This is a genomic window from Enterococcus sp. 10F3_DIV0382, from assembly GCF_002140245.1.
Taxonomy (GTDB): domain Bacteria; phylum Bacillota; class Bacilli; order Lactobacillales; family Enterococcaceae; genus Enterococcus_B; species Enterococcus_B lactis.
Genome location: NZ_NGMF01000001.1, coordinates 954,334 through 968,080 on the forward strand (window position 1 = coordinate 954,334; position 13,747 = coordinate 968,080).

A 13,747-nucleotide genomic window follows, 5' to 3' on the forward strand; every position below is an offset into this window, starting at 1 on the left:
GAAAACAGCTATATTTTTTATGTGTTTTGCATTATAATTAAAAAAATATTGTCATTTTATGGAGGAAAATACATGGAAAATTATCTTAGCCTTTTAGGCGTCTTGATCGTTATTCTCGGGTTCGCATTTAAATTAGACTCGATATTGATCGTGATGGTTGCTTTAGTTGTGACAGCTTTGACTGGCGGTCTTGGCATTCAAGGAATGTTAGAACTTTTAGGCACAAGTTTTGTGAACAATCGTGGGATGGCGATTTTCATCATCATTATGTTGGCGACAGGAACACTTGAAAGAAATGGTCTGAAAGAATCAGCGGCTTCCTTGATCAAGCGATTCAAAAAAGTATCTGCTGGCATGATCGTAGATATTTATGGGATCTTTCGAATGATCTTTGCAGCTTTTAACGTGAGTTTTGGTGGAGTTGCTGGATTTGTTCGTCCGATCATTCTACCTATGGCATTGGGGACCATCGAATCAAAAGGGTTAGAAGTCCATCCGAAGCATGAAGAAGAACTAAAAGGGATGGCTTCGGCTATGGAAAATGTCTGCTGGTTCTTTGGACAAGTACTGTTCATCGGAGGAGCAGGGGCATTGCTAGTCCAATCCACATTGAAAGATCTAGGATATGACGTAACATTGGGACAGCTTGCTTTAGTGGAAGTTCCAGTGGCTATCACAGCTTTAGTCGTGGCAAGTGTCTACTTCTATCTTAAGGAAAAGAAGCTAGCGAAGAAATATTATTCAGGAAAGGGGCAATAAGATGGACTTTTTTACAAATCCTGATATTTTGTTAGGCGATAAATTATTGGAGATCCTTTATATCGTGATGGGACTTGTGTTGATTTACACTGGAGTAAGAAACTTAACAGATAAAACCAATCCTCATCGTTACGGCTCAGCCTTTTTCTGGACGGTTTTAGGGGTAGTTATTGCAGGAGGAAGATGGCTTCCGGCAATCGTGAACGGCGGCTTGATCTTTGCGATGACCATACCCGCGATTGCTAAGAGAGTCAGCAAAGGAGAAAGTCGGCTTCCATCAAAAGCATATATGGAAAAAATGTCAGACAAACTAGGAATGAAAATATTTATTCCAGCTTTGAGTATCGGTGTCTTTGCGATTTTGTTTGCTTTATTCACCAATTTAGGTGCTTTAGTCGGTGTGGGTGTCGGTGTTTTTGCGGCTATGCTGATCTTGATGTTCTTTTCTCGAGATAATCGCCCAAGCACATTTTTAGATGACGCAGCAGATATGCTGGGTACAGTAGGGCCGTTAAGTATGTTGCCCATGCTTTTAGCTTCTCTTGGTGCGGTATTTACAAGTGCCGGAGTTGGAACAGTGATTTCCAATGCCGTAGGTACGATCGTTCCAGAAGGAAATGTGAACATCGGTATCATCATTTACGCTCTTGGCATGGTGATATTTACGGTAATCATGGGGAATGCATTTGCGGCTATCACCGTGATGACGGTTGGTATCGGTGCACCATTCGTATTTAGCCATGGAGCGAATCCAGCGTTAATAGGAATGGTCGCGTTGACTTGCGGTTTTTGTGGAACCTTGCTGACACCAATGGCTGCTAACTTCAATATCGTGCCAGTGGCGATGTTGGAAATGAAAGATAAATACGGTGTGATCAAAAATCAACTTTTCATTGCTTTGTTCATGCTTGTTTTCCAAATTGCTTACATGATTTTATTTAAATAAAAAAAGAGGTTGGGACAGAAGTGGTCAGCTTCAAGAAATAAGAAGGAATTGACGAAAATGGCTTCTCAAATTTTTGTGGAATTTCGGCTTATTTTTCGAAGAAGCTACTTCTGGAACACCATTTATTCGGAAAAAGGAGGTGTGACACTAGTCACACCCCCTTTTTGTTTTTCTAATACTCAGGTCAGAGCGCTGATTTCACAACCTCTTTTTTTAGTTTCCTGCCACGAATCTATCGAAAAAGAGCGTGGACTTTTTTCGATGATATAAGGATCATGGGTCACAACGATAACTGTTTTCCCCGCGCGATGCTGTTGGAATAGCAGATCCAAGATATGGTTACGGTTCTCGTTATCTAAAGAGCCAGTGGGTTCATCTGCTAGGATCAGTTCTTTGTCTTCTAGTAGGAGTTTGGCAAAAGCTAGGCGTTGCTTTTCTCCGCCAGAAAGACGATAAACTTTTGTTTTCAATGGATAGTCTAAGGAAACCTTGGCAAGAGCTTCTTGCTGCAGCTTGATTTTTTCTCTTCGTCTGGTCTTTTGATAGATGAAGGGGATGTTCAAATTGTCCATGATCGTTTCATCTTCGATCAATCCATGATTTTGGAAAAGATAGGAGATTTTATTTCTCCGTAGTAAAAGAGCTGCTTTGCTGTTGATTTTCGGCGCACTTTTTCCAAAGAGCGAGACCGTTCCTTCATCGAATGAATCAATGAGTCCCAAAAGATTCAATAGGGTGGATTTTCCTGCACCGCTTTTTCCGTGGATCGTCCAAAATTCTCCTTGATCGATCGACAAAGAGACAGCATCCAGGACAAGTTTTTGTTTGTAGGTTTTCGTTACATAATCTAATTGGATGAGAGGCATCAGACTATCATTCTCCTTTTAATATAGTTGCTTTTTCTTTTCTTTCCAAACGGTGCAAGGTGAAGAAAATCATTCCTATCTCTAAGATAGAAAAAAGAATCAGACTCTGGATCCAAGCAAAAGGCGCATCCATGAAAGTCGTATATAAAACCAATGCACCATATTGTATGAAAAACGGCAAGAAAATCATACGATAAGTTTTGATCATGGAAATACCATTCAATCGCCAAATCGTATATTTCTGCTTTTTGATCTTCAAAGAAATCAGCACGAGATAAGCAATCATCGTGATCAAAAGATAAAGAGCGAAGAGAATTTCCAGACTATGTCGTTTGATTTCACCAATTTGTCTTTGTAAATCTACTTTTTTGATTTTTGAAAGCGGGGTGAGCGCTGGATAGTTGTCCAATAAATAATTTTCTTCCAGTACTTTTTTGATGGGTTCGAATGTTTTCTCGACCGATTGAGTGATAGGAACTTTGACTGGGTCGAAATATCCACCACCAGTAATGATTTGTCGGAGGTTTCCCGCACTGTTGTTTCTTGTTTGGACTTCGATGACATTCGGATAGTGAATGATTTCTTCATCTGGGTGGAATGTATGGATCTCTTGTTTGGACCGGGTGAGATAAAAATCAGCTTGTGATTCATCCAGAAAGTAGCCATGCAAATAATGTTCTTTGATTTCTTGGAACTGATTCTCCAATCTTTCCGGTACTAAAAAGACACGTTGGGTTTCCTCGGGAGAGATCGTTATTTTTTGTCCAGTTACGCTGATGATCGGGTATTTTTGCAAATAATTGACATTTACACAAATTTTGCGGTTGATTTCTTTTTCTTCCATAAAGTAACTGACTGTACCAATCAGCAGCATCCCGTTTTCTTCTAGATGTTGATACAAGCGGTCTTGTTGGATACTTAATACATTGTTTTCGATACTGATGACTTCATGGTTGTTTTTTCCTGAATAGGTATTATAAAATACTGCATACTCAGAAAATTCATCCGGATAGGTAGAAGGACTAAGTGATAGATTGACCAGTTCGACAACAGTAAGGACGCTGGCTAAGCACCAGACAAATGCGATTGTCTTAAAGAGATAAAGTGAAAAAATAAAGGTTCTGGCATATGATCTCCTATTGAGTTTTTCAGCAAAAGAAGTGGAACATAAGAAATAAACGACACACAGCGAGCTAACGACAGATACGGCAAAAAAAGCCGCTTGGTAGCCCATGTTCGAAAGAAAGATCGATGGATCGAAGATTAATTGAGCAAAACAACACGATGCGAATAGGAAGAGCAGTTGTTTTAGCAGTACTTTATACAAGATCGTCGCACAAGAAAGTCCGTTCAATCGTAGGATCGATAACTTTCTTGCATTGTCGAATAGCCATAGAGCGGTAAATAACAGGAAGAAGACTAGACTGATAATAATCAAATTCCTCACAGGACGAAAATCAAGCAACATGATGGTTTCTGAATAATCTGTATATTGAAAATCCTGCACCGTGAATGAAGGTTGATAGAGTTCATTATACTTAGTCGTCAAGCTTTTGATGAACGCGGATACCTGCTCTGTATTTTGGCTTTCTACAAATTTCGTTGCTTCTTTAAAGGAAGGCAGCTCTATCAATGGATGATTGTTGAACGAAGCATAATTGATCGTATAGTGTTGAGTTAAGAGGTGCTTTGCTGAAGGTTGATTCAGCAGCGTTCTCAAATCAGGCTCATTGGAAAAATAGTCGATCACGACTAGATCAACACTTGGGTCAGGCTTTCCGTTCGTGATTTTGGGTGTGAAATTTGTTTCACGAAAAAGTACGTTCAACTGTTCTTCTTCTGCCGTTTCGAGCAAAATGGACAGGTTTCTCGAAAAATTTTGTCGATCGTCTTGGATCGTTCGAGGTAGATCGAACGATTGGTATTGTTCAGGAAGTGAATAGCTGTCGGCGATGATCCTTTCTTGTGTCGTTTCTCGGATATAAAAGAAAATCATGAATGAAAGGATAGAAAAAAAGACAAATAAATTCAACCGAATAAGTTTATTGTTCATGAAATGTGATCCTTTACTGTTAAAATAGGTAGCAATTTTTTAATGATGTCTGATGAAAACATCAGTGTAGTTACTTAAAGATGGATTACCACCAGCCGTAATACGCTAAGCCTGTGTGTTTGCTATCACCTACTACAGTGGCATAGGCATACATGTTACGGTCAGCATAAGCAGTATATCTTCTACCTCCAACCACTGCTGTTGCATAGTGGAATTTATCTTAATGATTGAAATTTGACCAAGCACGTTTTTGTCCTATTGGCATAACAGGCCAACTATGTGTCCCGTATGTCCAATGTCCGCGGTGGATATGGACAGATCCTCTACTTTCTAAAGGGGCATCCGTTATGAGAGAGGGATCTGTCGTGCCAATCACTTTCCCGCTATCATCCAAAATGACCCCGCCTGATCGAGGCATTTGCTCGGTTATCCGTATTTCGTTTTTTGAGTCTGTGACTGTGTCAGCATGTGCTTCTGCTTGCACCATGCTAATGACGGTACTTCCTAAAAGAAGACCTATTTTGCAAAATAATGTTATTTTTTCATTTTTTACTTCCTTTCTTCGATAAATGGTATAGGTGATATTTTCATCAGATTATCTTTATTTTATAGTAAAATAATCCGCTTTCAAAGTAGTGGAACACTATTTTTTTATAAGAATATATTAAGTTTGCTATGTTATGTTATTTAAACTCTTCTTTCCTTTATTTACGCTGTTCAAAGAAAATGGTAAGATAAAAGATAACCATATGTTAAATCAATCGGACGGAGGAACAACAGATGAAAGTACTAGTAACAGGTTTTGATCCATTTGGTGGGGATAAAGTGAATCCAGCCTATGAAGCAGTAAAGAAAATGCCAGATGAAATCAGCGGTGCTGAAATCATCAAAGTGGAAGTACCGACCGTATTCGAAAAAAGCAGTCAAGTAGTCAAAGAAGCCATCCAACAGCACCAACCAGATGTCGTGATCTGTGTCGGACAAGCAGGCGGACGGTCAGCAGTCTCGTTCGAACGTGTCGCAATCAATCTAGCAGAAGCAAGAATTCCTGATAATGAAGGAAATCAGCCATTTGATACGGCTTTAGAAGAAAACGGTCCAGCCGCTTACTTTACTTCATTGCCAATCAAAGCAATGACAAAAAATGTACAAGATCATGGTCTACCAGCGTACATCTCTTATACAGCAGGAACATTTGTCTGCAACGATATCATGTATCGTTTGCTTCATTTGATCGAAACGCAATTCCCTGCAATTCGCGGTGGGTTCATCCACGTACCATTCTCACCAGATCAAGTGATCGATCGTCCAGTGGGTACACCTTCTATGTCTCTGGAAGACATTGCTTCTTCTTTGACTTATGCAGTTGAAGCAGCAGTAGAAAATAAAGAAGATATTTCCGGGAATGCCGGAACAACTCACTAATTTAGCAAGAAACACTGGCTGGTTGCTAACGTTATGTTAGTAGCCAGCTTTTTGTAATTAGAAAGGAAAGAAATAGCTGTGGAAGAATGGCAATCCGTCTTTGAAGAATGGTTTCCAAAAGAAATCAACAAAAGCTATCCTATTAAGATCTCTAAACAATACACAAGCAGTCAACGTTGGGAGATCTATGCAAAATTAACAAAAAAACAGCGGGAACTAGTCGATAAGCACCGCCGATATCTAATCAGCTCTCGTTTTATGGAAGAACATTATTTGGCCGCAACAGATTGGGTGTTTTCTGACTTCAAGATCAATCCGTTTTTTCGAACAAAACGAAGCCAGCAAAAATTGTATTGCGAATGTGGGAGAGAATTAAAAGTGCAATATATCGTCAAATCGCCAAAAACCGGAAAGACCCTAAAGCTAGGTATCAACCACTTTGCCGATCACCTGCATGTTTCTCCGACAGTAGCAGCTTCGATCCATCAGGGAATGACAAAAGTCGATCTGGCCTTAGATGAATTATTATGGCTTAAGCAAAAGAATATCGATTTTCCTGAAGAACTATGGCAAAAATACTGTTTTGTCCTGTACCAAAATCGACGGATGAAACAGCCGTATTTACCGGATATAAAATTAGCACAGCGTCTCGCAGAATTTCGCCAAGCGGAAATGCCGATTTACATAGCGGATTATCAAGCATTGGAAAATGAAATCAAGAAAATCAGTGAACACATCAATGGGCAGCCAAAAAAGCGACAGATAAAGAAAGAACTGTTTGACGACTTTACAGAAGAATTAGTAAAGGATGTAGAAGAATTCTTGAACAACTATCGCACATTTTTACGTAAAGATTGGCAATCCATCGTTTATGAAGAAGTGCCAGCGCATCCTAATGCTTATTTTGAAACGTTTATTTCCGCATTGAGAAAGACAAAACGTCAGCGAACACCAGAAGTCATTGCTCAGATGGAATATTTTGCGAAAAAACAACGGTTCATCCAACCAAAAATCTATCTATTTATTTGGAAGCAATATTGTCGCTATGGTTTTACGGAAGGGTTCTTCGACAGCATTCCTCGGATAGTCAGAAATGGTTTTTTAAAAGTATTGCGTAAAGAACGAGAAGCCGTACAATCTGCTGATAAGAAAGAGCACACAATCTCAAAAGAAAAATGGCAGCTAGTAGTGAAGGATATCCAATCTGGGAATGTACAAGAGACGATCGACAAATGGAAAGGGAAACATTATCGTTTTACTGAAGCGCAAAAACAAGCGTTAGAGTATTATCAGAAGTTAGAAGAATCACTGCGTTTCAATGATGAGGCAAGAAAGTATCTGAAGGAATTACTATAAAAAATAGGCTTTCTCTCTATTTTTAGAGAAAAAGCCTATTTTTTATGCGTGTTGCTGTGCGTTGTAGTATTCTTCTTCCATTTTTTGCATACGTTCACGTTCTTTTTGGTTATACCAAGGAGAAACGGTAAATGCAAGGACATCATTCAGCAAGTAAACAGAGCTGTTCACGAACATTGCCAAACTTGCAGATCCATGCGTAAATGAAATATACCAAAGGACCATTTGTGCAAGCCCTGAAGCTAACCACCAGTAATATTGGTTATTGTAACGCAAGAAACTGATGATACCAGCAGTCAAGCTAATGGAAAAAGCAATGGCATCTACCCATGGGCGAGGATCATCTGTATAACGACCAATCAGGAATCCTGAAACAAGATAGACAAGGAAAGTACTGACGATTGCGATAAACCAGCTTTTTCCAGTGAATTTTCGGATTTTTGAAGCCATATTATGATTCCATTCTTTACTTAACAATACGGGGATATCCAATGTGATCATATAAGCAATCTGTTCACCGATACTTAAATAGTTCTTTGCTGAAAATCCAACGATAATAAAACAAATCGCAGACAAAATACCTAAAATACCGTTGACTGATTTTGCCGCATTGATGGATAAAATACACAATACACCAAGCGTGGTACCGATAAATGTGATAACGGACAGCCAAGTGATGGGACTATTGACAAGAGTCATGACCTGACAGCCAAGACTGAAAAAGAAAAGATAATAATTTTGTTGCGGCCAGCCTTTTAGCTGATGAGCTAAAAACTGAAAATATGACTTCATGTATGAGGACTCCTTAAGACACTAAATGTAGTGTGTTCTGTATTTACTAACACAATCTATTGTATGCTTTTCTTGAAAAAAAACTAGTCTTTCAATTATAAATAATTTGTGTTATGATAATTTTCTGTTTGTTTTCTTGAAAATATAATTTCTTACTTTCATTTATTATATTGGGAACAGGAAGAGTGTCTTGGAGGACCTACTTTCTGTTTTTTTTTTGCCTTTTTTCTTATAAAAAGAAAAAACAGCTATTTTTTTCAAGCTGACACATTTACAATAGAGCTGGAGAATAAGGTAGATACGAATTTAAACGAAGAATAGGAGTGCTTATATGAACCTTACAACGATCCATCATGTAGCCATCATTGTTTCAGATTATCAGAAATCACGTGATTTTTATGTTAATAAATTAGGATTTGAAGTAATCAGAGAAAACTACCGCAAAGAACGAGATGACTATAAATTAGATCTGAAACTAGGAAGTGCCGAATTGGAGATTTTTGGAATTGCCAATGCACCACAACGACCAAACTATCCAGAAGCTTGTGGCTTGCGTCATCTTGCTTTCAAAGTAGACGATATCGAAGAAACAATTGCAGAATTGTATTCCCTAGGGATCGAATCTGAACCGGTAAGAGAAGATACGTTTACAGGTAAAAAAATGACGTTTTTCTTTGATCCAGACGGGTTGCCGTTAGAACTACACGAATAAAGATAACAAAATTGTCACTTTTTTTTCGTTTCATTCGATTTTTCGTTCGTTCATTTCTTGATATTCTTTTAAAAAAAGAAACAGGAGAATGAAGAATGAAAAAAATGATGTTTGGTGCTGCTGCCCTCATCGTAATATTGATTACCGGTATGACAGGATTGCTCAGCGCCGCTTTTCACTTGGATGATATTAGTGATCAAGAATATCGGATCTCATTGAACGAAGCAGCAGCAATCGCTAAAAAAGAAATAAAAAAACACAATATATCTTCTATCCATTTTACAGTGGAAAAAGAATTGGATAATCCTACGAATGCAACATATGAATACCAGTTTTTTTGTGAAGGACAAGTCATAGCAGTCAACCCGTCCACTGGGAAAGCAACTGTAAGGAATCATACAGAAAAAACAGCAGAACCTCTATTTGACATAGAAAAAACGGAAGAGTTCAAGCAACCGCAAGCAGCGATGAAGGAAGCAGTCAGCTACTACGGGAAAAAAGCAAAAGTGAAAGAGTGGGCAATTGTAGTTAAAGATGAACGTCCGTATTATCAAGTCCAATTAATTGATGGAAAACAGACTCAACAGGTATGGATATCTGCATAGAAAAAGGCTATCGCTTCTCTTTTTTTCAATATAAGAGTAAGCTAAGAGGGTAAAGATGAAAGGAAGTTGAGATAACATGGAAAAAATGAAATGCCCTAATTGCGGAAAAAAATTTGCATACGAAGAAGTCAATAATGTAGTCGAACATAATGATAAAGAAATGCCAATCGTCTGCCCTTATTGCCGAACTGAAGCGGCAAGAATCGTTACTCATGGTTATTTCATTACTGAAAAGATAGAAGATTTTTTAAAATAACGATTTTGCGATTTCTTTTTCTGCATGTTAGAATGGAGAAAAGGAGAGGAAACTATGATTCGTTTTGCGAGAAAAGAAGATGCTCCAGAAATCGCTCCATTGATCTTAGTAATTCTAAAAGACATGGAATTGCCATTTTTGAAGCAGACAGGGGAACAAAAGACTTTAGAGATTCTAGAAGAAGCCATCACTGATCCAAATTATCGCTACAGTTATTCACGAGGTATCGTAGAAGAAATAGACGGTAAAGTTGCAGGAGTTGCTTACGGTTATACAGATGAAGAAGAAGCCATCATCGATCAGCCGCTGGTACCTATCTTAGAAAAATATCAGTTAGATGCGTCTACACGTTTGTTCATTGATAAAGAAACGTTTCCCAATGAATGGTATTTGGATTCTATCAGTGTATCAGAAGATTTTAGAGGGCAAGGCATCGGTTCACGATTATTAGAAGCATTACCTAAATTGGCGAAGAAAGCGAATCGCTCCGTCATCGGACTAAGTGTGGATGAAAAAAATCCAAAGGCTAAAAAATTATACGAACGCCATGGCTTCAAAGTGGTCGGTCAGCGGATGATCAGTGGTCATCTTTATGATCATATGCAAAAGAAATTAAATTGATTTAAATGGTCAAATAGTAAAAAAATAATAGTGTAAAGAAGAATAATTGTTACTAAAAATTGAATAGGTTTTAATAAGGTTGTGACAGAAGTGGTCAGCTTCAAGAAATAAGAAGGAAATTACGAAAATCGCTTCTCAAATTTTTGTAAAATTTCGGCTTATTTTTCGAAGAAGCTACTTCTGGAACCCCGTTTGTTCGAAATAAAGGACTGTGATACGATTTTTGTCACAGTCCTATTTGCTATCCGTTGTAAAACTGTATTCGACTCCGAATGAATCTTTTAGCCTTGCTTGATTGTCAGCTACCCATGTAAATTCCTTTTTGTAATCTTTTCCGATTAGATAAGTTTTTTTATTATCAGAATCGATTTCCACTCTTCCATTTTTGACTTTCCTGTTGAAACTTTGCAGTAATTCTGGATTTTCAGTAGAAATAGTTTCGGAAGGAAAGTCTTCTTTAATCATTTCAGCCAGTAACAGTCGATCGGTTTCGCTTAACAATTTTGTTGGAGAGGTATTTAAATTTATATTTTGTTTAAATTCTTTACTGATTTCTAAATACCCATTATCTAAAATATAAGTTCCTCTAGTTAGTAACTGTCTCTTATACACATCTAGATGTGTATAAGAGTCTAAAATATAAGTTCCTCTAGTTTGTAAGGTTCCATTAGCTGTAATTTGTTCTATTGTGACATAAGTTATTTTATTGTAATTCGAATTGCAACCGCTGATTATGAATAATAATAACAAATGTGATGTATAAATAGTTCTTTTTAATAACTTTTTTTTCATATGATCCTCTCCTTGAATCTCTATTTTTCTAATATTTTACCATATTTATAAAATAATAGGTAATATAATTGGAGTTTTGTTTGATATGCAAGATGTGTATAAGAGACAGGTTTGATATGCATAAAAATTCAATGTATAATGAGAGTGTAAAAGTAGAAATGGAGGTTTTTTTATGATTAAAAATGTTTTTTTATCTAGTTGTTTTTTACTGTCCGTTGTTGTTTTTTTATTAAGTAATAACGGTGTCCATGCTGAAGCAAAAGATTTTAGCTATGGTGAGGATGCTCCTTCTCACATTGTAGAAACCACTATTTTTGATTTCGATCAAATGAAGTTTATCACTATTTCTCCACAAGCTATATTGACACGTTATTGGACAAGTGGATGGACAACGACTGGAAATCCTGCTCCAGCTGTTGCATTCTTCCAATCTGGAGCCTATCGAGGTTGGCTTGGAAAATATAGGGAAATGCCTGTTTCAAATGGAACTCGAGGATATTATGAGGGATATTTTTATCACCATTCCTTACCTTTACCGATTCCTTCAAAAATAAATTTCAGGGAAGGAGATATATAAGTGAAAAAATTTAAGAACTTATTTATTTTAACAATGGTTATATGGGGATTAACCGCTTTTTCACAAAAAATACATGCCGATACAAATGATTTAAGTGCTGAGCAAGTAATGAGTACTATCAATAGCAGAGGTAGTAAAGTTATCTACCATACAAGACGATCGGCTACTTTAAGCGGTCTAACAAATACAATTATATATAATGATGGTATTTATTGTGGGCAATTATATTTACAAAGTTGGTCTTACGACAAAGATTTTGCTACAGGAAGATTCTGGTATGTAGGGATATACAGAGGGACGGTCAGATCGAATGGAGGATGTCCTATCGGTCGATTAAAGTTTTAATATGTGATAGGAGGATATAGACGGATGAAATAGCACTTTTTTAGTTCATCAAGAGTGTTTGAATACCTCTGCTTCGTGGGGAATTTTGGTATTTTCTATTATTGATAAGAAATATTGGGAGTCGTTACTCGATCAAGTAACGACTCCCAATATCGTAGATTCTTCATTTTAACTTAGATGTTGAGGCTGTTTATTGTTAGCTTGCTTTCATGCTGCTTTTATTTTTTCTAATTCACATCAAATCGATAGGATAAAGGCTTTTCTTTATTTTTATTCTTTCGGTAAAGCCAGTAATCTAAAACCGCAGCAATACAAATACAAATAGGAGCATCTTCATCATTTGAGATATCCAGTACATAGTAATCTCCTGAAAAAAGCGTAGCTTTATCCATCTTCATGATTTGTTGATTGAAATGGTGGATTTGATATTGATGATTATAGATATCACCTTGGACTGTCCAGTGAAGCCTACGAATATAATAAAAATCACCGGGCCAATTGAATATTTTCTGCATGGTTCCCACTTTTTCGAACTCCTTATACAGCTCAAAACGCGTACCGAATGTCAGGCTTATTTGCTTGATGTGGGCAACAAGATCGCCATTCATGGCATAAAGAGACAACGCATCGCCCTTTGTTCCCCAACGACCAACCATCAAAAACAGGGAATGCCCTTTTTCGTTTTTGACGATTGTCCGAGTCGCACGTCCAAGCTGTTTTTCCTGAATGAAAAATTCTGACATCTATATCCCTCTTTTCTAGATAAAACTATAAGTCTTCTGCAATCGCGCGCAATATGGCTTTTCCTACGCCAGATTCAAGGTTCGTGTCCGTTGTATATTTGGCATAATCTTTTACTTCGATTTCTGCATTTCCCATTGCAAAACTGACTCCAGCCACTTGCAGCATACTGACATCATTGAAATTATCACCAATCGTCATGACTTCTTCTAAAGAAATGCCACGCTCATGCGCGACGTGGGCAACGGCAATCCCTTTTTGAGCGTTTTTATGGTTCACTTCAATATTGTTTTGACCAGAAGAAGTGACAGCTAAATCACCTAAAAGAGAAATCTGCTTACCAACTGGTCCTAACACAGCAGGTCCTTCTGTATGAAAACAGATGATTTTCAAGACTTCCAGATTCTTTTCTTCCAAAATGGTACGAATACTGTCTACATATGTGATGTGCAACAACTCCAGCTTAGCTGAGGCCATGGCAATCGCCATTTTATACGTAAGGTGAGGTAAATGGGTAGCGACCATGGAAGCAAAGCTTTCGATCCGCTTCGCTTGATTTTCAGAATAAAGACCATCGTTGGTTGCTACTTCATAGTAAATACCGTTAGCGTCTAAAATATCCAAAACAGAGGTTGCTTGATTATTTGGGATGGATACGGTAAACAAGGAATTTCCTTCTTTATCAAATACTTGTGCCCCGTTCAAAGTGATCATCGCACAATCGATTCCTACTTCATCTAAAGCGGCGCGAGCTTCTTGGTAGTTTCGTCCAGTAGCGACCATGAACTCAACGCCGGCATCGTTTGCAAAACGTATCGCTTCGGCATTTTCAGGAGAAACACTCATATGGGCATCTAATAATGTGCCATCCATATCTGATGCAATTAATTTGATCATAATG

Annotated in this window: 17 protein-coding genes; 10 read left to right on the plus strand and 7 right to left on the minus strand. The window is 37.7% G+C overall.

Going from position 1 to position 13,747, the window contains the following annotated elements; all coding sequences use genetic code 11:
* Positions 1-72 precede the first annotated feature (72 nt).
* Together A5849_RS04730 and A5849_RS04735 are read left to right on the plus strand one after the other, a co-directional pair.
* Complete coding sequence (locus A5849_RS04730) at positions 73-759, plus strand: DUF969 domain-containing protein (protein ID WP_002308360.1); 687 nt, start codon at positions 73-75, stop codon at positions 757-759.
* 1 nt (position 760) lies between these two features.
* Positions 761-1,705 (plus strand): DUF979 domain-containing protein, encoded by a 945-nt coding sequence (locus tag A5849_RS04735; protein ID WP_002345309.1) that lies wholly within the window; start codon positions 761-763, stop codon positions 1,703-1,705.
* A 179-nt stretch (positions 1,706-1,884) separates the two neighbouring features.
* On the opposite strand, the gene A5849_RS04740 is transcribed toward A5849_RS04735, so the two are convergent.
* From A5849_RS04740 to A5849_RS04750, 3 genes are all read right to left on the minus strand, one after another.
* Positions 1,885-2,571, minus strand: a complete 687-nt coding sequence (locus A5849_RS04740) for a putative bacteriocin export ABC transporter (protein WP_002348098.1) — start codon at positions 2,569-2,571, stop codon at positions 1,885-1,887.
* Between the two features lie 7 nt (positions 2,572-2,578).
* Positions 2,579-4,624, minus strand: coding sequence for a bacteriocin-associated integral membrane protein (locus tag A5849_RS04745; RefSeq protein WP_025478065.1), 2,046 nt, complete (start codon positions 4,622-4,624; stop codon positions 2,579-2,581).
* Positions 4,625-4,844: 220 nt separating this feature from the next.
* Positions 4,845-5,111, minus strand: a complete 267-nt coding sequence (locus tag A5849_RS04750) for a hypothetical protein (RefSeq protein WP_002308367.1) — start codon at positions 5,109-5,111, stop codon at positions 4,845-4,847.
* Between the two features lie 293 nt (positions 5,112-5,404).
* Here A5849_RS04750 and pcp point away from each other — a divergent pair, with 293 nt between their 5' ends.
* On the plus strand, positions 5,405-6,049 hold the full coding sequence (gene pcp / locus A5849_RS04755) for a pyroglutamyl-peptidase I (RefSeq protein WP_002287081.1): 645 nt from the start codon (positions 5,405-5,407) through the stop codon (positions 6,047-6,049).
* Between the two features lie 78 nt (positions 6,050-6,127).
* On the plus strand, positions 6,128-7,405 hold the full coding sequence (locus tag A5849_RS04760; protein ID WP_002348100.1) for a hypothetical protein: 1,278 nt from the start codon (positions 6,128-6,130) through the stop codon (positions 7,403-7,405).
* Positions 7,406-7,447: 42 nt separating this feature from the next.
* On the opposite strand, the gene pnuC is transcribed toward A5849_RS04760, so the two are convergent.
* Positions 7,448-8,197 carry a nicotinamide riboside transporter PnuC gene (pnuC, locus tag A5849_RS04765; protein ID WP_002308371.1) on the minus strand — a complete coding sequence of 250 codons (750 nt, stop codon included), beginning with the start codon at positions 8,195-8,197 and terminating at the stop codon, positions 7,448-7,450.
* A 331-nt stretch (positions 8,198-8,528) separates the two neighbouring features.
* Here pnuC and A5849_RS04770 point away from each other — a divergent pair, with 331 nt between their 5' ends.
* From A5849_RS04770 to A5849_RS04785, 4 genes are all read left to right on the plus strand, one after another.
* Complete coding sequence (locus A5849_RS04770; RefSeq protein ID WP_002308373.1) at positions 8,529-8,909, plus strand: VOC family protein; 381 nt, start codon at positions 8,529-8,531, stop codon at positions 8,907-8,909.
* A gap of 95 nt (positions 8,910-9,004) precedes the next feature.
* Positions 9,005-9,514: a hypothetical protein gene (locus tag A5849_RS04775; protein ID WP_002308374.1), complete on the plus strand. Its 510-nt coding sequence runs from the start codon at positions 9,005-9,007 to the stop codon at positions 9,512-9,514.
* Positions 9,515-9,590: 76 nt separating this feature from the next.
* The gene (locus A5849_RS04780) at positions 9,591-9,770 is read left to right on the plus strand and encodes a hypothetical protein (RefSeq protein WP_002308376.1); all 180 of its coding nucleotides are present in this window, start codon (positions 9,591-9,593) and stop codon (positions 9,768-9,770) included.
* Between the two features lie 54 nt (positions 9,771-9,824).
* Entirely contained in the window at positions 9,825-10,391 is a 567-nt protein-coding gene (locus A5849_RS04785; protein ID WP_002346106.1) for an N-acetyltransferase, read from the plus strand.
* 234 nt (positions 10,392-10,625) lie between these two features.
* On the opposite strand, the gene A5849_RS04790 is transcribed toward A5849_RS04785, so the two are convergent.
* Positions 10,626-11,183 (minus strand): hypothetical protein, encoded by a 558-nt coding sequence (locus tag A5849_RS04790; RefSeq protein WP_086309980.1) that lies wholly within the window; start codon positions 11,181-11,183, stop codon positions 10,626-10,628.
* Positions 11,184-11,355: 172 nt separating this feature from the next.
* Between A5849_RS04790 and A5849_RS04795 the strand changes: the two genes are divergently transcribed.
* Together A5849_RS04795 and A5849_RS04800 are read left to right on the plus strand one after the other, a co-directional pair.
* Entirely contained in the window at positions 11,356-11,760 is a 405-nt protein-coding gene (locus A5849_RS04795) for a hypothetical protein (RefSeq protein WP_002308381.1), read from the plus strand.
* Complete coding sequence (locus A5849_RS04800; protein ID WP_002308382.1) at positions 11,761-12,105, plus strand: hypothetical protein; 345 nt, start codon at positions 11,761-11,763, stop codon at positions 12,103-12,105.
* Positions 12,106-12,332: 227 nt separating this feature from the next.
* On the opposite strand, the gene A5849_RS04805 is transcribed toward A5849_RS04800, so the two are convergent.
* Both A5849_RS04805 and A5849_RS04810 read right to left on the minus strand, forming a co-directional pair.
* Positions 12,333-12,848 (minus strand): LURP-one-related/scramblase family protein, encoded by a 516-nt coding sequence (locus A5849_RS04805; RefSeq protein WP_002308384.1) that lies wholly within the window; start codon positions 12,846-12,848, stop codon positions 12,333-12,335.
* Positions 12,849-12,873: 25 nt separating this feature from the next.
* Positions 12,874-13,743 carry a Cof-type HAD-IIB family hydrolase gene (locus A5849_RS04810; protein ID WP_002312156.1) on the minus strand — a complete coding sequence of 290 codons (870 nt, stop codon included), beginning with the start codon at positions 13,741-13,743 and terminating at the stop codon, positions 12,874-12,876.
* Between the last annotated feature and the right edge of the window lie 4 nt (positions 13,744-13,747).